Source organism: Methylosinus sp. H3A (assembly GCF_015709455.1).
Lineage (GTDB): Bacteria > Pseudomonadota > Alphaproteobacteria > Rhizobiales > Beijerinckiaceae > Methylosinus.
Map to the genome: position 1 here is coordinate 3167177 of NZ_JADNQW010000005.1, position 23643 is coordinate 3190819.

Sequence of the window (23643 nt, forward strand, 5' to 3'; positions counted from 1 at the left end):
TCGATATCGGTCCGGCGACAGCCGTGCGCTGGGCCAAGCGCGCCGGACTTCAACCCGATCGAAAAATCCTTCTCGAAGATCAAGGCGGTTCTCCAGCGCATCGCGGCGCGCACTGTCGATGCGCTCGACGCCGCGGTCGCCCAGGCCCTGCGAAGCGTCACGCCGAGCGAATGCGCGAATTACTTTGCAGTATCCGGCTATGATGCAGCTTGATCGGATTCCGCTAGGGAATGCGAGACGTCTTGGCAATCTATGAGAAAATCAATTTGAACGTCGCGCCGCCGCCCGGCGTTTCCTCCACGCCGATTTTTCCGTGCATATTGTCCATCAATTCCTTGGCGATGGCCAAGCCCAGCCCCGTGCCGGGCGTCGCTTCACTCTTGCGCCAGAAGGGCTCGAAAATCATCTCGCATTCGGCCTGTGCGACCCCCTCACCGTGATCGATCACGGCGACTGTGGCTCCTGGACCGACGAGAACGACGACGGCGCCGCCCGACGGCTCCGCGCGTAGCGCATTGTCGATGAGATTGGCGACGGCGTCGATCGCCCTGCGATTGCCGTGTGCGACGACGCGAGGCGCGCAGGTTTCGAATTCGATCATTCGGTCGCATTCGATGGCGAGCCGCAAGTAGAGAAAGACGACCTCTCGGACCGACGTCACCAAGTCGACTTCCTGAGCGAGCGCGATCTGCCGTTCCGTCAAGCGCGCCGCGACGAGCAGCTGCTCGACGACGGCCTGCAGCCGGTCAACAGGGCCCCTTTGATGGGCAACCCTTCCAGATTTTCCAGTCTCGCCCGCAAGATCGCGATTGGCGTGCGCAATTCATGCGCGGCGTTGGCCGTATAGCGGCGCGTCCGCGCGGCGCCGGCGGCGAGCCTCTCCAGAACGACGTTCATGCCGTTGACGAGCGGAGCGATCTCGGACGGGACATCGCCGACCGACAGTCGCTGATGCAACATGTTCATGTCTATGCGCGCCGCTTCGTCGGTGATTGCGCGCAGCGGCGTTAACCCGCGCCGGACGGCGAATAGGGCGGCCCCGGCCGAGATGAGCGCCGTCACGACGCGACGACGAGCTGGATCATTCGCGCGGAGGCTAGCTCGTCCGCCGTCCTACCGAAAGCTTCGAAGGCGGCGACGCCGGCAAACCCCAGGATGATCGTGACGATCCATCCTGTCGCGAAGGCGACGAACTGTGGAACGACCAGATAGGCGACAACGCGAGTGGCGAGCGAGGGCGCCATATTTATGTCGTCGGCCGGGGCTTCGCCTTGGCGATCATGTATCCGAGCCCGCGCGCCGAATGAATTTCGACGCCCGCGCCGAGTTCCGACAGGCGCGAACGAACGCGCGAGACGAGCGCGGTCAACGCATGCTCATGGACCTCCGCGTCGAGCCCGTAAATCCCCGACAGGAGCCTCTCTCGCGGCACGACGCAGTCGGCGCGTCGGACCAAAGCCTCGAGCAGCGCCAGTTCTCGGCGCAAGAACAATACGGGACGGTTCGCAACCGACACCGTCCGCATGTCGAGGTCGAAGGACAGCGCCCCGATGATGATCGGCGGAGTTCGACCGCCTCCGGGCCTTCGCAGGCTGGCGCGAATGCGCGCCATCATCTCGTCGAGGTTGAACGGCTTCGTCAGATAGTCGTCGGCCCCGGCGTCCAGACCTTCGATCCTGTCGTCGATGGAGTCGAGCGCGGTCAGCATCAGGATGCGGCTGGCCGGGTGCAGCCGGCGGATATGCGAAATCAGAGACAGGCCGTCGCCGTCCGGCAACCTGCGGTCCAGCAAAGTCAAGGAATAGGAGTTGCTGTCGAGCGCGATTGACGCCCCTGCGATCGTATCGGAACGATCGACGGCAAAGCCCGCCCGTTCGATCCGGCGGGCGATTTCGCTCGCGAGTTCCGTATAGTCCTCGACCAACAGAATTCGCATGGGCGCCGCTCCCAGCTTGTCCTGCGTTCGGCGTTCGGCCCATCCAGACCAAACTATACCGTCGCGTCGCTATTCATAACCAGGGTCGCCCTGTTGGCAATAGCGCTCTGCGGGATCGGAAAAATGGAGACGATCACGAATCGGAGAAGACTGTGGCGCCCAAGACACAGTTTCCCGTTTTCTCGATCGCCCTGCCGACCATGAGGTTCACATGACCTTTCGCGTCTAGTGTTGTGTGTAGACGACAGCTCGAGGTCTCGGATTTGAGGGCAGAACTCGAGAAAGCTCCCGGTTTGGAACGAGCGTGATGGTCCAGGGCGAGCGCGAGCAGAGTGACAAGGGGCGCGGAGGGCTGCCTTCGGCGCGTCCGGCTGTCGCGTGCTTGGTGGTGCTGTTCGTCATTTTGCAAGGCCTTGCGTCCGTTGGGTCTTCCTTCGTCCGCCACGGCGATGGGCCGACGAATGCCTTCTTCTCCGCGGTCGCGTTCTGCGCGGCGGGTTCGGCTCATGACAAGGCGCCGTCGCAGCAGTCCATACATTCTCAATGCTGCGTTCTTTGCGGAGCACGCGACTATGACGGCGCCTCGGTCGTCGTCCTGACGCCCGCCCCCTCGCCGACGGCGCCGCCGGCGGCGCCAGGTTTGATAGCGACAAATTTTGTCGGAGCGCCTCCTCCGCCGCCGGTGTCTGGCTGGGCCAGTTCCTGGTCGTCGCGCGCGCCACCGTCTTTCTCCTGACCGACTGCAGGCGGCCGCAGGGCCGCGCCATGTTCGTCTCAATCTGCATGGGTGGCCAGAGCGCCGTCTCAGGAGAACTAGTATGTTCCGTTCGATCTTGTTGCGCGGCGTCTCCGCTGGCGCGTTGGCTTTCGCGTTTTTCCCGGTGATTTCGGCTGCGCAAGAGGCTTTGCCCGCGATCGACATCGCCGCCGAGCGGGGCGGCGCCGCGCCCGCCGGCGCCGGACCATCGGGTCGCGGCGCCAATGGCGAGGGAAACGGGACCAGCTATGCGGCGGCGAAGGCGACGTCGGCGTTGAAGACCGACGCTCCGATCCTCGATACGCCGCGGTCCGTCCAGGTCATTCCCAAGCAGGTGTTGGAAGACAATCAGGTCTTGAATAGCCAGGAGGCGGTCAAATTCGTCAGCGGCGTGCAGACCGCGCCCGGCGCCTATTACGACAATTTTCTCATTCGTGGATTCGGCACGAGCGGCAATGTTTATCGTAACGGGCTCAAGTTGGTTACGGTCTCCGGCGCGGAAGACCCGGCCTTTATCGATCGCGTCGAGATCATGAAAGGCCCCGCCGCCATGCTCTATGGCCGCATCCAGCCCGGCGGCCTAGTCAATTTCGCGACCAAGAAGCCGCAGGAGGAGGCGGCCCGCAGCATCGAGGAGCAATTCGGCAGCTGGGGCCTCGCGCGCACCACGGTCGATGTCACCGGTCCGGTGACGCAAGACAAGTCGCTGCTCTATCGCTTGATCGGCGTCTATGACCACGCCGATAGTTTTGTCAACTTCAAGCATCGCGACAATGGCTCGGTCTTGACCGCGCTCACCTGGAAGCCGACGACGCAGTTCGAGGCCAATGTCGGGATCGAATACAATAATCTCGCGACAACCAATCGCGGCATCTACGGTCAACAAATCCCAGCGCTGGCTCTTTCCTACAGAGTGCCGTGGCTGACCGGTCGGCCGGCCAGTCTGCCGCGCAATTGGACGCAGAACGTTCCCGGCATGTACGACAATCTCCCGGATGTGATGGAGCGCGTCCTCGTTTCGGCGGACTGGACCTACCATTTCAACGATCAATGGAAGGTGACGAACAGGGCGCATTATCAACATGTCGATGAAATGCAGCATATCGTCATTTCGCGCGGCCTCGATCTCGCGACGGGACTCATGAACCGCAAGGTGACATGGAACCGGTTCTATCGCGACACCTGGTCGCTCAATCTCGATCTGAGCGGGAAATTGGAAACCGGTCCTTTCGAACATAATTTGCTGTTTGGTTTCGACTTCTATGATCACAGGCAAGTGCTCAAGGGAGACAATCCAAACGCAAGCGCCGCTCAGCCGATTCCTCCCTTCAACATTTGGGCTCCCTATTATGGCGATATCGGCTATTCGGCTATCCAGGGGCAGATCGCTCAGGCGTCGGGCAACATCTTGCAGCGCGTCAAGCAGCAGAACTTCGGCTATTACGTCCAGGACGATATCTCCTATGACGACTTCATCCACTTTCTGATCGGCGGCCGTTACGACGTCGCGTTCGACGCGCAGTCGGAGATTTTCGGAACGCAAGCAGGCTCGACGTGCTTTCCAGCGTGCGACGGCCACTACAATCCATCGTGGAAGGGGAATCCGACCGAACGCAAGATTTCGCCAAACGGCGGGTTGTTGTTCAAGTTGACGCCGGAATATTCGATCTACGCCAGCTATTCGGAGTCGTTCGGCACATCCAACGCCGCCGCGGTGAGCGCCGACGGCACGCCGTTCAAGCCGCAGGAAGGGCAACAATATGAATTGGGGGCGAAAGCCAACCTCCTCGGGGGAAAGGTGACGGCTTCGGTCGCGGCCTTCGATCTCTATCTCAAGAACGTCCTGGCGCCCGATCCTTCGCGCCCCAATACGATCTATCAGGTCGCGACGGGCAAGGTACGCAGTCGCGGCGTCGAACTCGACATCGCGGGCCAGGTGACCGACAATATCAGCCTGATCGGCAGCTACACTTACGACGACGCCATCATCATTGAAAACAGCACCACGGGGACCGGCGCGCTTCTTGGCAAGCGTTGGGCGGGCGTGCCGCGCCATGCGGGCAATCTATGGGCGAAATACGACTCGGCGCCCGGCCAGAAGGAGGGGTGGGCGTTCGGCGCCGGCTTCTACGCCAATGGCCTCCGTCAGGGCAACAACACCAATTCCTATCAACTGCCCGGCTATGTCACCTTCGACACGATGATCGGCTATCGGACGGTCGTCGAAAACTTTCCCGTCGAGGCGCAACTCAACGTCAAGAACATCGGCGACGCGAAATATTTCGAAGCTACCGATGGCGGGCTCAACGCTTATTACGGCCAGCCCAGAACATTCATCGGATCGTTGAAGGTGAAATTTTGAGAGGGCGTCATGACGGAAGTCGAACTGCCCCGGCTTTCCCTCTTCGCGAAGAGGCCGGTCGGCCTCTCCGGTTCGCGCAAGGTCTGGCTGACGATCCATCTCTGGATCGGCCTCGCGGTGGGGCTGTTTCTATCTCTGATCGGCGTCACCGGCTCGGCCCTGGTGTTCTTTCACGAGATCGACGGGTGGCTGACGCCAGCGCTATCGATCGCCGATGCGCCGCCGCAGGGCCACGCCGCCTGGCGTACGCTCGAGGACATCACGGCGGCTGCGAAAAAGGCCGTTCCCGGCGAGCCGACCGATTTCTTCGTCTATTATCCAAACCATCCGCGCAAGGCCTTCTGGTTCTTTTTTCCGCTGCGCGCGATGGAGGGCGCGCCGCCCGATGTCGTGAACGTCTTCGTCGATCCTAATACGGCGACAGTGACTGGCGCGCGGCTGCATTATTCCGGCCGCAATCCCTTCGAGAACAGCCTGACCGGCTTCCTGTTCAAGCTGCATTACGCGCTGCTCATGCGCGATCACGGCATGGCGATCGTCGGCGTTCTGGCCATCATCGCCCTGATATCGACAGTGACCGGCATTGTTTTGTGGTGGCCGCGCAATGGTAAGTGGCGGAACGCTTTTACGCTGAAATGGCCGGCGAGGGCGAAGAGATTGAACTATGACATTCATCGGCTCGTCGGAATGTTTTTCCTTCCTGTCGCTCTGGCCGTCATCGTTTCGGGCGTCTCGTTCAATTTACCTGAGCAATTCAACGCTATTGTGGAGGCGTTCTCGCCGATCACCAAAATCGAACGCTTGCGTTCCGCGCATGGAACCGAAGGGCCGACGACGCTCGACGAGGCTTTTGCCGCCGCCGCCTCGAGATATCCGGACGGGAGAACAGAGTCCTTCAGTCTTTTGCGGCCAGACGGGCCGTATGTATTCAAACAGATGTTTCCGATCGGCTGGGGGCTGGAGGGCCGTCGGACGATTTATATAGCCCGATATGGCGGCGACGTGCTGCACGTGAAAGATCCGCTCGCCGGCGACGGCGACGGCTTCATCCAGTGGCAGTGGCCGTTGCATTCCGGTTATGTCTTTGGCTGGCCCGGCCGTATCGTGGTTTGTCTGTTCGGTCTGAGCTGGCCACTCCTGTTCGCGACCGGAGTTCTTCGCTGGCTCCAAAAACGCCGAGCTCACGACATGGCGCCCACGAAGCGAGGGAGCCGTCTTAAAAGTCTATTGAAATCGATTGCAGGGTTTCACACCGCCGATCGCGGCGGCGCATTTTCGAGTCGTGCCGATGCACGAGCGACGTCGGAGCGGCGACTCTGAGAGCCGCCGTTCGAAATAAGGCTCTCGATGAGGAAAGCGACATGCGCGAACTGCGACATCACATCGGATGGAATGGCGACACGCCGACGTCAACGCACGCACCGCGATTTTCGTGCGGTTGTCGGGACGGAAAGTGAGCGCGGATCCGGCCGCCGACTCGTCGTTTCGCGCCGAACACGAGGCCCCCGCCGCGGGCGCTGCAGGCGAATCCTCCGAACGCCGTCGCTTTGCTCGGAAAGCGGCGATCGCGCTGCTGTTTGTCGGGTTCGCTTGGGCCGTTTCGAGGTGGTCAAGCGGCGCCCAACCCGCTCACGACATGGCGCCGCCGCCCATTCCGGTCGGAGTGGCGACCGCGACGGAAGGCGACTTCCAGGTCACTCTCGCAGCGCTCGGAACGGTCAAATCCCTCGCGACGGTCTCGGTGAAGACGCAAATTTCCGGTCGGCTGACACAAATCGGCTTCGAAGAAGGGCAGATGGTGAAGGAGGGCGACTTCCTCGCGGAAATCGATCCTCGGCCCTATCGACATGCGCTGCGTCAGGCGCAAGGGCAGCTCATGCGAGATCGCGCGCTGCTCGAAAACGCACGCCTCGACCGCGAGCGCTATCAGCGTCTGGTCAAGCAGAGCTCGATCTCTCGTCAACAGCTCGACACGCAAGAATCGCTCGTGCGTCAATATGAGGGCGTGGTGGAGATCGACGAAGGAAATGTCGCGAACGCCGTGCTCAATCTAGATTATTGCCGCATCACGGCTCCGGTGTCGGGCCGAGTAGGGCTGCGCCAAGTCGACTTGGGAAATTATGTGCAGGCGGGCGGCGAGGGCATCGTCATCCTCACGAAGCTGCAGCCGATCACCGTGGTTTTCCCCTTGGCCGAAGATCATCTGCCCGAGGTTTTGAAGCAGGTCGAGGTGGGTAGCAAGCTCGCGGTCGCTGTTTATGATCGATCCGGCAGGAAGCTGATCGCAGAAGGGACGCTCGCGAGCGTCGATTCCCAAGTCGATCCTGCGACGGGCACGGTAAAGCTCAAGGCGCAGCTCGACAACCGCGACTCGTCGCTCTTTCCAAATCAATTCGTCAATGTCCGTCTGCTCGTCGATACGCTTCGTGAAGTCACGATCATTCCGAGCGAAGGCGTCCAATATGGCCCGAATGGCGCCTTTGCCTTCGTCCTCTCCGAGGAGGATAGGGCGATCGCGCGACCGATCGAACTCGGGCCGGCGGAAAAGGGGACGACCGCAGTTCTTTCCGGCCTCGAGCCCGGCGAGCGGCTCGTGATCGCCGGCTCCGATCGCCTGCGCGACGGCGCCAAGGTGAAGGTGATCGAAAAGTGAATCCCTCGGCGCTGTTCATCCGGCGGCCGGTCGCGACCACATTGACGATGGTCGCCCTATTGCTGTGCGGGGCGATCGGCTTCGCATTTCTTTCCGTCTCGGCGCTGCCTGCGTTCGACCATCCGGTCATCGAAATCAGAACCTTCTACCCGGGAGCCAGTCCCGAGGTGATGGCGAGCGCAGTCACCGCTCCGCTCGAGCGGCAGCTCGGTCAGATGCCCGGTCTCGAGCAGATGAACTCGACGAGCTCTGGCGGCGCGTCGGTCATCACTCTTCGCTTTTCGCTCGACATCGCGCTGGACATCGCCGAGCAGGAGGCGCAAGCGGCGATCAACGCCGCTCAGAGCCTGCTGCCGAGCGATCTGCCGGCGCCGCCGGCGTATGCGAAGATCAACCCGGGCGATGCGCCGATTCTGACTCTCGCCGTAACCTCGAGAACTTTGCCTCTCGAGCGCGTCCAGGAACTCGCCGACGCGCGTCTCGCTCGGAAGATCTCGCAAGTGCCCGGCGTCGGATTCGTCGAGATCGGCGGCGGCAAGCGCCCAGCCATCAGGATCGAGGTCAATCCCGACGCCGCTTCTGCTTACGGCGTCGACATCGACGACCTGCGCGCGACGATCGGCGGCGCCAATGTCGACATGCCGAAAGGAGGCTTCGAGGGACAAAAGCGCGCCTATGCGATCAACGCCAATGATCAGCTGAAGCGCGCGGAGGACTACAAGCGCATCATCGTCGCATTTCGCAATGGAGCGCCCGTGCGCCTCTCGGATGTCGCGACGATCGTCGAGGGCGCGGAAAACGAATATGTCGCCGCTTGGTCGGATACGACGCCCGCCATCATTCTCGACGTCCGTCGCCAACCGGGCGCCAATGTCATCTCCGTGGTGGACGCCATACAGTCCCAATTGTCGAGCTTGAAGGCGAGCCTGCCGCCCGGAGTCGAGGTCGCCGTGCTGACCGATCGAACCACATCGATCCGTGCGTCGGTCCATGGCGTCGAGTACGATCTCCTTTTGGCGATGGCGCTGGTCGTTCTCGTGATCTTCGTCTTCCTCCGGGACGGCCACGCCACCTTGATCCCGAGCCTCTCGGCGCCGCTCTCCTTGGTCGGCGCTTTCGCCGGCATGTATCTGCTCGGCTTCAGCGTCAATAATCTGACGCTGCTCGCCTTGACCGTCGCGACCGGCTTCGTGGTCGATGATTCGATCGTCATGATCGAGAATATCGCCCGCCATGTCGAAGAGGGGCGATCGCCGTTCGATGCGGCCCTCATCGGCTCGCGACAGATCGGCTTCACCATTCTCTCATTGACCATTTCATTGATCGCGGTGCTGATACCGCTCCTCTTCATGGGCGACGTGATCGGTCGATTGTTCCGAGAGTTCGCCGTCACCCTCGGTCTGGCGATTATCGTCTCGGCCGGAGTGTCGCTCAGCCTCGCGCCGATGCTCTGCGCGCGTCTCTTGCGGCGGAACGCCGGCGACGAGGCCAATTCGTTCGAACGCAGGAGCGATCGAAAGTTCGACGTCGTCGTTCGACTTTACGCCATGCTCCTCGATCGCGTGCTCGAGCGTCAGGGCACGGCGCTCCTGGCGACGGGGGCGACGCTCGTCGTCGCCGTTCTTCTCTATGTCGCCATTCCGAAAGGCTTCTTCCCGGTCCAAGACACGGGAGTCGTTTACGGCGTCTCGGTCGCGCCGGGAGACGTCTCCTTCGCGGTGATGGCCGAGCGCCAGCAGGCGCTCGCGCGGCTCATTCTCGAGGATCCTGACGTCGCCGGCCTGTCGTCCTTCGTCGGGGCCGACGGCGTGAATATGACATTGAGCTCTGGACGGTTTCTCATCAATTTGAAGCCGCATGAGCGCCGCGCGGCGAGCGCAGCCGAGATCGCGCGGCGGATTGCCGCCCGATGCGAGGCCGTCGCCGGAGCGGCGCTCTACCTGCGGCCGGTTCAGGACCTCTCCATCGACGCCGCCATGGGTCGCGCGCAATACCGCTTCGTCTCGGAGTCCGCCGATTCTCGCTCGTTGGATCGCTACGTGCCAGCGCTGATCGAGCGTTTGCAGCGCCAGCCCGAGCTCGAAAATGTGAGCAGCGCGTCGCAGGTCGCAGGAATCGGCGCCTATCTCGACATCGACCGCGACACCGCTGCGCGTTTCGGCGTCACATCGGCGACGATCGACAATGCGCTCTACGACGCGTTCGGGCAGCGGATCGTTTCGACCATCTTCACCCAGTCCAATCAGCGGCGCGTCATTTTGACGGCCGCCCCTTCGTTCGCGCGCGCGCCGGATGCGCTCGCTCGGCTTTATCTTCCTTCGTCCATCGCGCGTGGCGGTCAGGTGCCCCTGTCCGCGATCGCACATGTCGAGATCGGACCGGCGCCTTTGCAGATCGAGCATTTCGGACCGTTTCCGGCGGCTTCGATTTCCTTCGATCTGCGTCCGGGCGCAGCGCTCGGCGAAGCGGTGCGAGCCGTCCACCGAGCCGAAAAGGAGATCGCGTCGACCTTTGACGTCCGCACGCATTTTCAAGGCGCGGCGCTGGCTTTCGAGGCCTCGCTCGACAATGAGCCCTTGCTCATCCTCGCGGCGCTGGTATGCGTCTACATCGTGCTCGGGGTTCTCTACGAGAGCTTCATCCATCCGATCACGATCATTTCGACCTTGCCCTCGGCCGGCGTCGGCGCGCTGCTCGCCTTGATGCTCACAGGTCACGATCTCGACGTCGTCGGCGTCATCGGCATCGTGCTGCTGATCGGCATCGTCAAGAAAAACGCGATCATGATGATCGATTTCGCGCTCGTCGCCCAGCGCGACCAGGGCCTCGATCCGCACGCAGCGATCCGCCAAGCCTGCCTTCTGCGCTTGCGGCCGATCCTGATGACGACGCTCGTGGCGATGTTCGGCGCTCTGCCTTTGATGTTCGCCTCCGGGGCCGGGGCGGAGCTGCGACAACCGCTCGGGGTCGCCATTATCGGCGGGCTCGCCGTGAGCCAGATTCTCACGCTATTCACCACCCCGGTCGTCTATCTGACCTTCGAGCGATTGGCGAGCCGTTGGGGAGGCGGCGCCTCCCCCCGGATGAAATTGGCCGCCTATGAGGTGGGCGAATGAATATCTCGACCCCCTTTGTCGAGCGACCGGTCGCCACGACGCTGCTCACCATCGCCATCGCGCTCGCGGGCGCATTGGCCGTTCTCCATCTGCCGGCGGCGCCCATGCCGGAATTCGATTACCCTGCGATCAGCGTGAGGGCGCAAATGCCGGGCGCCAGCCCGGAAGTCATGGCGACGACGGTGGCCGCGCCGCTCGAGCGTCGACTCGGCATGATCGCCGATGTCTCGGAAATACGTTCGTTCAACAGCTCCGGCTCGACTGTCGTCGCTCTCACATTCGGCTTCGGCCGCAATATCGACGGCGCAGCGCGCGACGTGCAGGCGGCGGTCGCCGCCGCACGGGCCGATCTGCCGAGCTCGCTGCGATCGAATCCGCTCATTTTCAAATCGAATTCGGCCTTCTGGCCGATCACATATCTGTCTTTGAGCTCGACGACGATGAGACTCGATCGGGTCTATGACGTCGCGTCGACAGTGCTGCAGCCGCTGCTTGCTTCGATCCAGGGAGTAGGGGAGGTCGTCATTCTCGGCTCCTCGCCTCTCGCCGTGCGCGTTGAAATCGACCCCGACGCCTTGTCGAAATACGGCGTCGAATTGGAGAGCGTTCGCGCCGCGCTGGCCGCCGCCAACGCCAATAGTCCGAAGGGCGTCATCGAGAGCGACGGCCGAAGATTTCAGATCTACGCGAACGACCACGTGAGCAACTCCGTCGAGCTGCGCGATCTCATCGTCGCCTATCGCGAAGATCAGGCGGTCAGATTGTCCGATGTCGCCGAAGTGATCGATTCGGTCGAGGATTTCCGTCCGTTCGCGATCACGGGCCGACAAGCTTCCATCCTGGTTCGCGTCTATCGGACATCGGGCGCCAATGTGGTGGAGACGGTCGATCGCATCAAGGCGAGGCTCGAGCAGATCCGCTCTGCGTTGCCGCCGGCGATCGCCGTCGAGTTGGCGTCGGATCGCACCGCCACCATTCGCGCCTCACTGCGCGATCTCGGGCACAGCCTCGTCATCGGCGCCGTTCTCGTCATTCTCGTGGTGCTCGCCTTTCTTCGCAGCCTTCGCGCGACATTTCCGCCTGCGATCGCGGCGATCGTCTCGCTGCTCGGGACCGGCGCCGTCATGCATGTCATGCGCTACAGTCTGGACAGCGTCTCGCTCATGGCGCTCATCATCGCCGTCGGACTGGTCATCGACGATTCCGTGATCGTCCTCGAAAACATATCGCGGCATGTCGAGCGGGGAACGCCGCTGCTGCGCGCTGTTCTACGAGGCGTCGACGAGGTCGGATTCACCGTCATCGCAATCAGCCTCTCTCTCGTCGCGATCTTTATTCCGTTTCTGCTCATGGGCGACCTCATGGGGCGGGTGCTCGCAGAATTCGCCGTTACGCTCTCGACGGCAGTCATGATTTCGCTCGTCGTCTCTCTCACGACGACGCCGATGCTCTGCTCGATCCTGCTCTCGCGAAACCAGCCCCGGCAGGCCGGCGTGGCGCTCGAAGCGATCTTTCAGCGCATGTTGGCGCACTACGATCGGACGCTGGATTTCGCCCTTCGTCATTCGCGGTGGACGCTCGCGGCGTTTTTCGCTGCACTCGGCCTGAGTGTCTATCTCTACGCCGTCGTCCCCAAAGGGCTGCTGCCACAGCAGGACCCGGGCCGGCTCTACGGCGCCTTGCTGGCGGACCAGAATGTTTCCGCTGCCGCGATGCGACGAATGTTGGAACGCGCCGCGGAACTGATTTCCGCCGATCCGTCCGTGGCGAGTTTCGCCGCCGTGATCGAGGACGGCGTAAGACGCAACAGCGCCGAGCTCTATGTCGAGCTGAAGCCGCGGCCGGGGCGCGTGGAGAGCTGGCAGGACGTCAACGTCAGACTGACCGAGGCAATCAGCAAGGTAGCCGGCGCGACATTGCGTCTCGTCGCTCCGCAGGATATCGCCGCCTTTTCCGCGCCGGCCAACAGAAGCGGACAATATCATTACGATTTGCGCGGCGACGACCTCGCAGAGGTTCAGGCTTGGGCGCTTCGTCTGACAGCGGCCCTCACCCGCGCGCCGGAAATCCGCGACGCCGATGTCGATCCCCGACCGCACGCGCTCGAGACCATTGTGACGGTCGACCGGGACAAAGCCGAACGTCTGGGGATCGACATGAGGCAGATCGACAATGTGCTCTACGACGCTTTCGGCCAGCGGCAAGTCTCCACCATCTACGGGCCGCTGAACCAATATCACATCGTGATGGAGGCGGCGCCGCGCTTTCGGGAAAGTCCGGACGTTCTGAATAGAATCTATGTCAGCCCCGCGCGGGGGCTCGTCGGCGGCGTGCAATTCACCAATGCGCCGATCGGAACCGTCGCGGCCGAGACGAATGGGGCCGCGGATTCGGGACGCTCTTCCGCGGCAGCCGACGTCGCGCGCAATCAGCGCGCCAACGCCATCGCCCATCGAGCGGGCGGCGCGGTGTCGACGGGCGCCGCGGTCAGCACGCAGGTCGCCAGCATGATTCCGCTTTCCTCGATCGCGCGTTTCGAGCAGAAAACGGCGCCGCTCGTCGTCACTCATGTCGGCGGCTCCGCCGCCGTGTCCGTTTCGTTCAATCTGTCGCCGAATGTCGCGCTCGGCGACGCCGTCGCGGCGATGGAGCGAACGGCGGCCGAGCTTCATATGCCGGCCTCGATCCAGTCCGGCTTCTCCGGAGCCGCCGCAGCATTCCAGAAGGTGATCGTCCAGGAGGGGATTCTGGCCATTGTGGCGATCGCCGTGATCTACATAATTCTCGGCATCCTCTATGAGAGTTTCGTCCATCCGGTGACGGTTCTGTCGACTTTGCCGTCGGCCGGCTTGGGCGCGATCCTGACGCTGACGGCGTTGAACATCGAATTTACGGTGGTCGCCTTCATCGGCGTGATCTTACTGACAGGAATCGTCAAAAAGAACGCGATCATGATGATCGACGTGGCGATCCGGGCGCAACGCCGACACGGCTTGCCGGCGCGGGACGCCATACACCAAGCATGTCTACTGCGTTTTAGGCCGATCACGATGACGACGGTCGCGACGATTTTCGGAGCCGCGCCGCTCGCCCTCGGCGGGGGCGACGGCGCCGAGTTTCGGCAGCCTCTCGGGATCGCCGTCATCGGAGGGCTCGTCGTCAGCCAAGTGCTGACGCTCTACACGACTCCGGTGATCTATCTGTATCTCGATCGGTTGGTTCGGCGTGGAAGACATTCGAGCGATGGAACAGCGGTCGTTCCGCTGAGCGAGGCGGGAAAATGACAGATGCGCGCCTTCTCTGCTGCGAGAGAGCCGGCCTCGCCTATTTGGACAGCGCCCCACGAAAATAAGGTGGATTCCTGCCGGGGTTTGCCGAACGCGGGGCTTTCGCGATTTTGTCGCGGCGTCGGGAGGGCGTAGCCCGACCAGAGGCGCGACAAAATCGCGGCGACGATCATGCCGCCATCACGGCCTCTCCACAACCAAAATAAGCCTCGTCTGGCGTGCGGGCGTCGAGGCTCGAATGCGGGCGCCGCTCATTGTAAAAGGCCAGATATTCGGCGATCGACGCGCGCGCCTCGGACACGCTGTCATAGGCGCGCAGATAGACCTCTTCATATTTGACGCTGCGCCACAGCCTCTCGACGAACACATTGTCACGCCAGGCCCCCTTGCCGTCCATGCTGATGGCGATTTTCGCATCGAGCAGCACGCTCGTGAACTCATTGCCGGTGAACTGGCTGCCCTGGTCCGTGTTGAAAATCTCCGGTCCGCCATGCTTTGCCAGCGCCTCTTTCAACGCCTCGACGCAAAACTCCGCCTCCATCGTGATCGATACGCGATGCGCCAGCACGCGCCGGCTCGCCACGTCGACGACCGCCGCGAGATAGACGAAGCCGCGCCGCATCGGGATATAGGAGATGTCCGTCGCCCAGACATGATCGGGCCGCTCGATCTTCACGCCGCGCAGGAGATAAGGGTAGATCTTGTGCCCTGGCGCGGGCTTGCCCGTGTTGGGACGCCGATAGATCGCGGCAATGCCCATCCGCTTCATCAGCGTCGCCACATGGCGGCGACCGACGACGACGCCCTCGCGCCGCAAAAGATCGCGCAGCATCCGCGCCCCCGCAAAGGGATGGTCGAGATGCAATTCGTCGATCCGCCGCATGAGCTTCAAATCCTCGGCCGAGACCGGTCGCGGCTTGTAGTAGACCGAGCTGCGGGCGACGCCGAGCGCTCGCGCCTGACGGGCGATGGGGAGCTCGGGGCTGCGGTCGATCATCGTTTTACGCTCAGCAATCCCGCTTTGGTGAGCGCGCCGGACAAAAAATCATTGGTCAGCGTCAGTTCGCCGATCTTGGTGGACACCATGTGGACACCACGCCGGAAAAGCGAAAGGCCGCCTCGCGACGGCCTTCTCACAATACTCTGATTTCGATGAGGAAATTTGGAGCGGGCGAAGGGATCCGAACCCTCGACCCCAACCTTGGCAAGGTTGGGAATTCTGTCGGGACGAGGGCGTCCCGCTTGCCATGGATGCAAGCGAAGGCGAGGGACGGATCCCTTGACCCCCCAAATCTGCACCTTATCTTTGGAAGGCTGTGGTTCCCCTGAGCTATAGCAAGCGAGACGCCCCGACCGTAGACTACGCGGCGGGGCGTTTCTTTTCTTCCTCAGATTATGCCATGCACGCGGCATAGAGCAAGCAGCAGTTGAATCCAACACTCGCTATCTCGCCGTATGTGGAGTCGGGTTTACGCTTTCGCATCCCGCTGGTAAAAAAGATCATGGTTCGTCTGCTCCGCGCGCTTCTTCCCATCCTCGTGCTGGCTTCGCTGCTGGCCGGCGGGGGAGCGGCTCCGCGCGCCGATCGCGGATGCGATGGCATGAGCGCCGCGGCTATGGACGATTGCCATAAAGCTGTCGGAGATCACGGCGCCCAAAGCGCCGACGATTGCACGGCAGTGTCTTGCGGCCAGGCCTCACCGGTCGCCGGCTCGATCGAAGCATTCTTCCGCCTGCCGGTCATCCCCGTGGTGGTCGCGATCGTCGCCGCGAGCGACGTCGATCCCACCTCCCTGGCCGGTTCTCCGGATCTTCGACCTCCGATCGCCTGAAGCCATATTCGCCGGCTCCGCCGCTCACGCGGGGAACGGCTTCGTGAGCTTCAACGCAATCCGCCGCCGCTGCGGCTGGAGATCGAAATCATGCCTCCTTTCGCGCCTCTGTTCGGCGCGCTCGCACTCGCTGCGAGCGTGACCGCGTCCGTGCTTCACGCTTCCCATTCCGACGCGGCCCGATCGGATCACCCGACGGCAGTCGCCGCGCTCGACGATCCCATTCTCTTCTATCGCGATCCGATGGGGGGCGCGGAGGTCTCGCGCCATCCGCGCAAGGACGGGATGGGAATGGACTTTCTGCCGGTGCGCCGATCGCGGATCGCGCCGTTCGTCGGAAAGCTTCCAGATCCGCCCGCGGCCTCGCGCGAGGAGCCGCTCTTCTACCGTGATCCGATGGGCGGCGACGATATTTCCGCAGGCCCGCGAAAGGACGGCATGGGGATGGACTATCTGCCGGTTCGGCCGGTCGATCTGCGCGCCGTCCTCCCCGAACTCTCCGCGAAGCCGCGTGCGAAGCGAATCCTCTATTACCGCAATCCCATGGGGCTGCCGGATGTTTCGCCGGCGCCGAAGAAGGATGCGATGGGCATGGATTACACGCCCGTCTACGAGGGCGAGGACGTGGAGGCCGATGGCGCGGTGCGCATAGCGCCCGGAAAAATTCAGCGGACGGGCGTACGCTCGGAACTCGTGAGGCGTCGGCCGCTCATCGCCAAGATTCGCGTGCCCGGCGCGGTGCAGGTCGACGAGCGCCGCGTCGCCGTGGTCGCGACGCGCTCCGAGGCTTTCGTCGAAAAGGTCGCCGAGGCCACGACCGGCGCGCGCGTCTCGAAAGGCCAGCCTCTTGTGCGTCTCTATTCGCCGGCCATCGCCGCCGCGGCGGCGGATTATCTGGTCTTCGCAAACTCTCGCAGCGGCGGCGACGCAGGCTTGATCGACGGCTTGCGGAGGAAGCTCGAGACCCTGAACGCGCCGCCGGAATTCATCGCCGAGATCGCCCGCAGCCGGCGTGTGCCGGCGAGCGTCTCCTGGCCGGCGCCGCGCGAGGGCGTCATCCTCGAGCGCAACGCCGTCGACGGAATGAAGGCCGAGGCCGGTCAAGTGCTGTTCCGCATAGCCGATCTCTCGGTCGTCTGGGCTCTCGTCGACGTCGCCGAGCAGGATTATGCGCGGCTGCGCGTCGGCCAAGCTGTCGAGATCAGGGCGCGCGGCCTTCCCGATCGCGTCTTCGCCGGCCATGTGACGGTCGTCTATCCGCAGATCAATCGCGAGACGCGCACCGCGCGCGTGCGCATCGAACTGCCCAACGCCGATCTGATCTTGCGGCCGGACATGTATGTCGAGGCGGAGATTCTGGCCGGCGACGCCGAACAGATCGTGACCGCGCCCGAGAGCGCGGTGATCGAGACCGGCAAGCGCGCGCTCGTGCTGCTCGACAAGGGCGAGGGCCGCTTCGAGCCGCGCGAGGTGACGCTCGGCCGGCGCGGCGAGGGATTCGTCGAGGTGAGGAGCGGGCTCGACGAGACGGACCGCGTGGTGACGGCGGCCAATTTCCTCATCGATTCGGAAAGCAATCTGCGGGCGGCGCTGCAGACGCTCGCGGGAGCGGAGGCGACGCGATGATCGGACGGCTCATCGCCTGGTCGGCGCGCAATCTCGTCCTCGTCTTCCTCGGCGCAGGTTTTGCGGTCGGGGCGGGAGCCTATGCGCTGCGCACGCTGCCGCTCGACGCGCTTCCCGATCTCTCCGACGTACAGGCGATCGTCTACACGGAATATCCGGGACAGGCGCCGCAGGTGGTCGAGGACCAGGTCACCTATCCGCTGACGAGCGCCATGCTCACAGTGCCGCGCTCCAAAGTGGTGCGCGGCTTCTCCTTCTTCGGCGTTTCTTTCGTCTATGTGATCTTCGAGGACGGCGTCGATCTCTATTGGGCGCGCTCGCGCGTGCTCGAATATTTGAGCGCCGCGGCCAAGAAGCTGCCGCAAGGCGTGACGCCGGCGCTCGGTCCGGACGCGACGGGGGTCGGCTGGGTCTATCAATATGCGCTCGTCGCCAAGGAGATGACGCTCGCCGAGCTGCGCTCGCTCCAGGATTGGACATTGCGCTACGGCCTCTCCAAGGCCGAAGGCGTGGCGGAAGTTGCGAGCGTCGGCGGCTTCGTCAAGCAATATAATGTCGTCGCCGATCCGAATCGGCTGCGAGCGCTCGGCGTCTCCTTGAAGCAGCTGCGCGAGGCGATCCGCGCGAGCAACGCGGATGTCGGCGGCCGCACGGTCGAGCTCTCCGAATTCGAGTTCATCGTGCGCGGCCGCGGCTATTTGAAGAGCGCCGCCGATATCGAGCATATCGGCCTGCGCGCGGAGAACGGCACACCGCTGCTGCTGCGCGACGTCGCGCGCGTGGAGCTCGGGCCGGACGAGCGGCGCGGCGTCGCCGAGCTCGACGGCGAGGGCGAGGTCGCGAGCGGAATCGCCTTGCAGCGCTACGGCGTCAATGCGCTGAGCGTGATCGACAATGTGAAGGCGGCGCTGGCCCGGCTCGCGCCCGCCCTGCCGCAGGGCGTGGAGATCGCGACCGTCTATGATCGCTCGCAGCTCATTCACGCGGCGATCGAGACGCTGCGTGGAACGCTCTTCGAGGAGAGTGTCATCGTCGCCCTCGTCTGCGCAGTGTTCCTGCTGCATCTGCGCAGCGCGCTCGTCGCGGTGATCATGCTGCCGGTCGGCGTGCTCCTCGCCTTCGCGGCGATGAGAGCGCTCGGCCTCGGCTCCAACATCATGAGCCTCGGGGGCGTCGCCGTCGCCATCGGCGCGATGGTCGATGCCGCGATCGTCATGATCGAGAACGCCCACAAGCATCTGGAGCGAGCGCCGCCGGAAAAGCCCCGCATCGACATAGTGATCGAGGCGGCGAGCGAGGTCGGGCCGGCGCTGTTCTTCAGCCTGCTCGTTATCACCGTGTCCTTCCTGCCGATCTTCACGCTGGAGGCGCAGGAGGGAAGGCTGTTCGCGCCGCTCGCCTATACGAAGACTTTCGCCATGGCCGCGGCGGCGCTTCTGTCGGTGACGCTGGTTCCGGCGCTGATGGTCGTCTTCGTGCGCGGAAGCATCGCGCCGGAGGCGAAAAATCCGATCAACCGAGCGCTCATCTTTCTCTATCGCCCGATCATCGCGCGCGTCCTGAAGGCGAAGACGGCGACGATCCTTCTCGCATTTCTCGCGATCGTCGCGACGATCGTTCCGGCGCGCGAGCTCGGCGGCGAGTTCATGCCGACGCTGGACGAAGGCGCTCTGCTCTATATGCCGACGACGCTGCCCGGCCTCTCGGTCACCAAGGCGGCCGAGCTGCTGCAGACGCAGGACCGCATCATCAAATCTTTTCCCGAGGTCGCGTCCGCCTATGGCAAGGCCGGGCGCGCTGCGACCGCGACCGATCCGGCGCCGCTCGAAATGTTCGAGACGGTCGTCAGCCTGAAGCCGAAAGATCAATGGCGGCCGGGAATGACGACGAGCAAGCTCGTCGCCGAGCTCGACGCCGCCTTGCAGTTTCCCGGCGTCTCCAACGCCTGGACCATGCCGATCAAGGCGCGGGTCGACATGCTCGCGACGGGCATTCGTACGCCGATCGGCGTGAAAATCTTCGGCCGCGATCTCGCGCAGATGGAAGGCGTCGCGCGGCAGGTCGAGGTCGTGCTGAAGCGCGTTCCCGGCACGGCGAGCGCCTATGCCGAGCGCGTCAACGGCGGCTATTTCCTCGACATCGTCCCCGAACATCCCGCGCTCGCGCGCTATAATCTGATGATCGGCGATGTGCAGGAGGTGATCGCCACCGCGCTCGGCGGAGAGACGATCACGACGACGGTCGAAGGGCGCGAGCGCTATGGCGTCAACATCCGCTATCCGCGCGAGTTCCGCTCCGATCCGCAGACGATCGCGAAAGAAGTGCTCGTGCCGCTGCCGCGTGGCGGCGCGGTTCCGCTGGGCGAGGTCGCGAGGATCGAGCTCATGCGCGGGCCGACGTCGATCCGCACGGAGAACGGCCAGCTCGCGGTCTATGTCTTCGTCGATGTGCGCGACCGCGATCTTGGCTCCTATGTCGCCGAGGCGCAAAAGGCGGTGGCGCAATCGATCGCTTTTCCTGCCGGTACCTATGTGACCTGGAGCGGGCAGTTCGAATATATGCAGCGCGCCGAGGCGCGATTGAAAATCGTCGTTCCGCTGACGCTCGCGATCATCTTCCTGCTGCTCTATCTCAATTTCCGTCGCTTGACTGAGACGCTGATCGTGATGGCGTCCTTGCCCTTCGCGCTGGTCGGCGGCGTGTGGGCGATGTGGCTCATGGGCTTCGACCTCTCGGTCGCGGCGGCGGTCGGCTTCATCGCGCTCGCCGGCGTCGCCGCAGAGACCGGCGTCGTCATGCTGATCTATCTGGATCAGGCGCTGAAGGAGATCGCCGCCGAGCGCGCCACGCAGGGGCGCACCTTCACGCGCGCCGATCTGCAAGAGGCGATCATGCTCGGCGCCGTCGAGCGCGTGCGTCCGAAGATGATGACGGTCACGGCCATCATCGCCGGCCTGCTGCCGATCCTCTGGAGCCATGGCGCAGGCTCGGAGGTCATGCAGCGCATCGCGGCGCCGATGATCGGCGGAATGGTCTCCTCGACCGTGCTGACGCTCGTCGTCATTCCGGCGATCTATGCGCTGGTGAAGGGCTTCCGCTTACCCCGCGCCGGAGTCACTTCGAACGCAGGCCGAGCAGCACGTGGCCGTCCGGCTCGGAATTGACGCTCGATCCCGTGACGGCGGAGGGCTTCGACGCGAGCGTCCGCGCGCGCAGGCGAGAGGCGTCGACGCCGAGCCGCGTCAGCGCCAGGACGACCGCCTCCGCCCGCTGCTTCGACAGCTTCTTGGCGTCGCCATGGACGGCGACGATCGCTCTGGCGCGGGGATGGGTCGCCAGAATATAGGCGATCGCCTGCAGTTGCCTCTGCGCAGTGGGTTGCAGGCCGGCTCCGCGCGGCTCGAACGCCACGCCGTCGAGCTCGAACCAGGCGAGCTTTCGCGCTGGCGGCGTTTCGCGCTCTAAGTAGGCGCGCAGCTTCGACTCCACTCCTTCGCTCGCAGCGACGCTGGATCGCGCATCCGTCTTGGGCGCTTCGGCCGATCGCTCCGTGACCGAGGGCGCCGGCTCGCGTCGTGCTGGCGGAGATGGCGGCGTCTCGGCGATAGGGAAGCGCGGCCGCCAGTCGAGCCACGTCAGCCCCGCCGCGAGCGCCAGCGCGGCGGCCGTCGCCCCCGCCAACGCCAGACGTCTCGATCTTTCCGGGCGACGCAGGGCGCCGGCGGCCGCTGCCGGCTCTTCGATTTGCGATCGGCGCAGCCGCAGCGAATTGGCGATCACGCTCACCGACGAGAGCGCCATGGCCGCGGCGGCGATCGTCGGCGACAGCAGCAGGCCGAAAGCAGGATAGAGCGCGCCGGCGGCGATGGGCACGCCGGCGGCGTTGTAGAAAAAGGCGAAGAAAAGATTCTCGCGGATGTTGCGCATCGTCGCGGCCGAAAGGCGCCGGCCGCGGACGATGCCCCGCAAATCGCCTTTCAACAAGGTGACGCCTGCGCTCTCGATCGCGACATCGGTTCCCGTCCCCATGGCGATTCCCACATCGGCGGCGGCGAGGGCCGGCGCGTCGTTGACGCCGTCGCCCGCCATGGCGACGACGCGGCCGGACTCTCTCAGCCGGCTCACCACCTTGCTCTTGTCCTCCGGGAGTATCTCGGCTTCGACCTCGTCTATGCCGAGCCGCTTCGCCACCGCCCGAGCGGTCGTCCAATTGTCGCCCGTCAGCATGACGACGCGGACGCCGTCTTTCCGCAGCGCCTGCAGGGCGGCCGGCGTCGATTCCTTGACCGGATCGGCGATGCCGATCACGCCGGCCATAGCGCTATCGATGGCGACGAAAATCGCCGTGGCGCCGTCTGCCCTGAGCCCCTCCGCCTCGGCGTCAGCAGCGCCGGCGTCAATTCCGATCTCGTCCAGGAAACGGCGATTGCCGATGGCGAGCAATAGGTCTTCGACCACGCCCGTCACGCCCTTGCCGGCCGGCGAATCGAAATCCTTCGCCTCGGCGAGCTCGAGCCCGCGCGCCAGCGCCGATTGAACGATCGCCTGCGCCAGCGGGTGCTCGCTCGCGCGTTCGAGGCTCGCGGCCAGGCGCAGGAGATCATTCTCGGCGAGCCCCGCTGTCGGGCGGATGGCGATGACCTGCGGCTTGCCCTCGGTGAGGGTGCCGGTCTTGTCGACGACCAGCGTGTCGACCTTCTCGAAGCGCTCGAGCGCCTCGGCGTTCTTGATGAGCACGCCGCTCTGCGCGCCGCGTCCGACGCCGACCATGATCGACATGGGCGTCGCGAGGCCGAGCGCGCAGGGGCAGGCGATGATGAGGACGGAGACCGCGGCGACGAGGCCATAGGCCATGCGCGGCTCCGGTCCCCAGAGGGTCCAGGCGATGAAGGCGAGAATGGCGACGCCGATGACGGCCGGCACGAACCAGCCGGAGACCTGATCGGCGAGGCGCTGGATCGGCGCTCGGCTGCGCTGCGCTGCGGCGACCATGTCGACGATGCGCGCGAGCATCGTGTCGCGGCCGACCTTATCGGCGCGCATGACGAAGCCGCCGCTCTGGTTGAGCGCGCCGCCGATGACCTTGTCGCCGGCCGCCTTGGTCACCGGCAGAGACTCGCCCGTGACCAGAGATTCGTCGACCGAGCTGCGGCCGTCGAGCAACTCGCCGTCGACGGGCACCTTTTCCCCGGGGCGCACGCGAAGCCGATCGCCGACCGCGACATCCTCGAGCGGAATATCCTCGTCCGAGCCATCGGCAGCGACGCGGCGCGCGGATTTCGGCGCGAGATCGAGCAAGGCGCGAATCGCGCCGCCGGTCTGCTCTCGCGCGCGCAGCTCCAGCACCTGGCCGAGCAGCACGAGAACGGTGATGACGGCGGCGGCCTCGAAATAGATCGCGACCGAGCCATCCGCATTGTGGAAGGCCGCGGGAATCAGCGACGGCGCGAGAGTCGCGAGCGCGCTATAGGCGAAGGCCACTCCCGTGCCCATGGCGATGAGCGTGAACATGTTGAGATTGCGCGTGACGAGCGACCGCGCCGCCCGCACGAAGAAGGGCGCGCCGGCCCACAGCACCACCGGAGTCGCTAGAGCGAATTGAATCCAGTTGGAGGTCTGCGGCGGAATGAGATGATGAAGGCCGAAGAAATGCCCGCCCATTTCCAGAACGACGCCCGGAACGGCGAGAGCGAGGCCGATCCAGAACCGCTGTGTCATATCGACGAGCTCCGGGCTCGGTCCGCTCTCCGCGCTCGCGAGGACAGGCTCGAGCGCCATTCCGCAGATTGGACAATTGCCAGGCTGTGGCCGGCGGATCTGCGGATGCATCGGACATGTGTAGATCGCGCCCGGGCGAGAGCTTCGCCGAGCGCTTTCTTCGAGCGTGGTCCCCACCGGAGCAGGCGCACGCTCCTCTCGCGAGTGGTGATGGGCGTGCTCATGGGCCATGGGAGAACCCTTCAGAGACAATGGGGCGCGGATCGCCTCATTCGGAACGGCCGGTCATCGATCGGAAAACCAGAGATGGGAATATAGAGGCGGAAATCGCCGCGTTCGACCACCATTCCCGAGGT

Annotated in this window: 12 protein-coding genes and 3 pseudogenes; 9 read left to right on the top strand and 6 right to left on the bottom strand. The window is 64.1% G+C overall.

Annotated features, from left to right (window positions below):
- Positions 1–33: 33 nt before the first annotated feature.
- A pseudogene (locus IY145_RS17565) lies at positions 34–213 on the top strand (IS630 family transposase); the annotation flags it as partial.
- Positions 214–250: 37 nt separating this feature from the next.
- Here the strand turns inward: IY145_RS17565 and IY145_RS25815 are convergent.
- The 4 genes from IY145_RS25815 to IY145_RS17575 form a co-directional block, all read right to left on the bottom strand.
- Positions 251–703, bottom strand: a complete 453-nt coding sequence (locus tag IY145_RS25815; RefSeq protein ID WP_246722083.1) for a sensor histidine kinase — start codon at positions 701–703, stop codon at positions 251–253.
- Positions 700–966, bottom strand: coding sequence for a hypothetical protein (locus tag IY145_RS25820; protein WP_409455312.1), 267 nt, complete (start codon positions 964–966; stop codon positions 700–702). The genes IY145_RS25815 and IY145_RS25820 overlap by 4 nt, the downstream gene beginning before the upstream one ends.
- 92 nt (positions 967–1058) lie before the next feature.
- A complete protein-coding gene (locus IY145_RS25825; RefSeq protein WP_246722084.1) occupies positions 1059–1244 on the bottom strand; it encodes a hypothetical protein in 186 nt (61 codons plus the stop codon).
- 2 nt (positions 1245–1246) lie between these two features.
- Positions 1247–1936, bottom strand: a complete 690-nt coding sequence (locus tag IY145_RS17575; RefSeq protein ID WP_196409393.1) for a response regulator transcription factor — start codon at positions 1934–1936, stop codon at positions 1247–1249.
- Positions 1937–2754: 818 nt separating this feature from the next.
- On the opposite strand from IY145_RS17575, the gene IY145_RS17580 reads away from it, so the two are divergent.
- From IY145_RS17580 to IY145_RS17600, 5 genes are all read left to right on the top strand, one after another.
- Positions 2755–5055 carry a TonB-dependent siderophore receptor gene (locus IY145_RS17580; protein ID WP_196409394.1) on the top strand — a complete coding sequence of 767 codons (2301 nt, stop codon included), beginning with the start codon at positions 2755–2757 and terminating at the stop codon, positions 5053–5055.
- 9 nt (positions 5056–5064) lie between these two features.
- Positions 5065–6375: a PepSY domain-containing protein gene (locus tag IY145_RS17585; protein WP_196409395.1), complete on the top strand. Its 1311-nt coding sequence runs from the start codon at positions 5065–5067 to the stop codon at positions 6373–6375.
- A gap of 316 nt (positions 6376–6691) precedes the next feature.
- The gene (locus IY145_RS17590; RefSeq protein ID WP_196409396.1) at positions 6692–7708 is read left to right on the top strand and encodes an MdtA/MuxA family multidrug efflux RND transporter periplasmic adaptor subunit; all 1017 of its coding nucleotides are present in this window, start codon (positions 6692–6694) and stop codon (positions 7706–7708) included.
- Positions 7705–10824 carry an efflux RND transporter permease subunit gene (locus tag IY145_RS17595; protein ID WP_196409397.1) on the top strand — a complete coding sequence of 1040 codons (3120 nt, stop codon included), beginning with the start codon at positions 7705–7707 and terminating at the stop codon, positions 10822–10824. The genes IY145_RS17590 and IY145_RS17595 overlap by 4 nt, the downstream gene beginning before the upstream one ends.
- A complete protein-coding gene (locus IY145_RS17600) occupies positions 10821–14108 on the top strand; it encodes an efflux RND transporter permease subunit (protein ID WP_196409398.1) in 3288 nt (1095 codons plus the stop codon). The genes IY145_RS17595 and IY145_RS17600 overlap by 4 nt, the downstream gene beginning before the upstream one ends.
- A gap of 172 nt (positions 14109–14280) precedes the next feature.
- On the opposite strand, the pseudogene IY145_RS17605 reads toward IY145_RS17600, so the two are convergent.
- Positions 14281–15188, bottom strand: a pseudogene (locus IY145_RS17605) (IS3 family transposase); the annotation flags it as partial.
- Positions 15189–15538: 350 nt separating this feature from the next.
- Here IY145_RS17605 and IY145_RS17610 point away from each other — a divergent pair.
- The 3 genes from IY145_RS17610 (at position 15539) to IY145_RS17620 (ending at position 20733) form a co-directional block, all read left to right on the top strand.
- Positions 15539–15943: a hypothetical protein gene (locus IY145_RS17610; RefSeq protein WP_246722085.1), complete on the top strand. Its 405-nt coding sequence runs from the start codon at positions 15539–15541 to the stop codon at positions 15941–15943.
- Positions 15944–16033: 90 nt separating this feature from the next.
- Entirely contained in the window at positions 16034–17569 is a 1536-nt protein-coding gene (locus tag IY145_RS17615) for an efflux RND transporter periplasmic adaptor subunit (protein WP_196409399.1), read from the top strand.
- Complete coding sequence (locus IY145_RS17620; RefSeq protein ID WP_196409400.1) at positions 17566–20733, top strand: efflux RND transporter permease subunit; 3168 nt, start codon at positions 17566–17568, stop codon at positions 20731–20733. The genes IY145_RS17615 and IY145_RS17620 overlap by 4 nt, the downstream gene beginning before the upstream one ends.
- A 577-nt stretch (positions 20734–21310) precedes the next feature.
- On the opposite strand, the pseudogene IY145_RS17625 reads toward IY145_RS17620, so the two are convergent.
- A pseudogene (locus IY145_RS17625) lies at positions 21311–23518 on the bottom strand (copper-transporting P-type ATPase); the annotation flags it as partial.
- Positions 23519–23643: the final 125 nt, after the last annotated feature.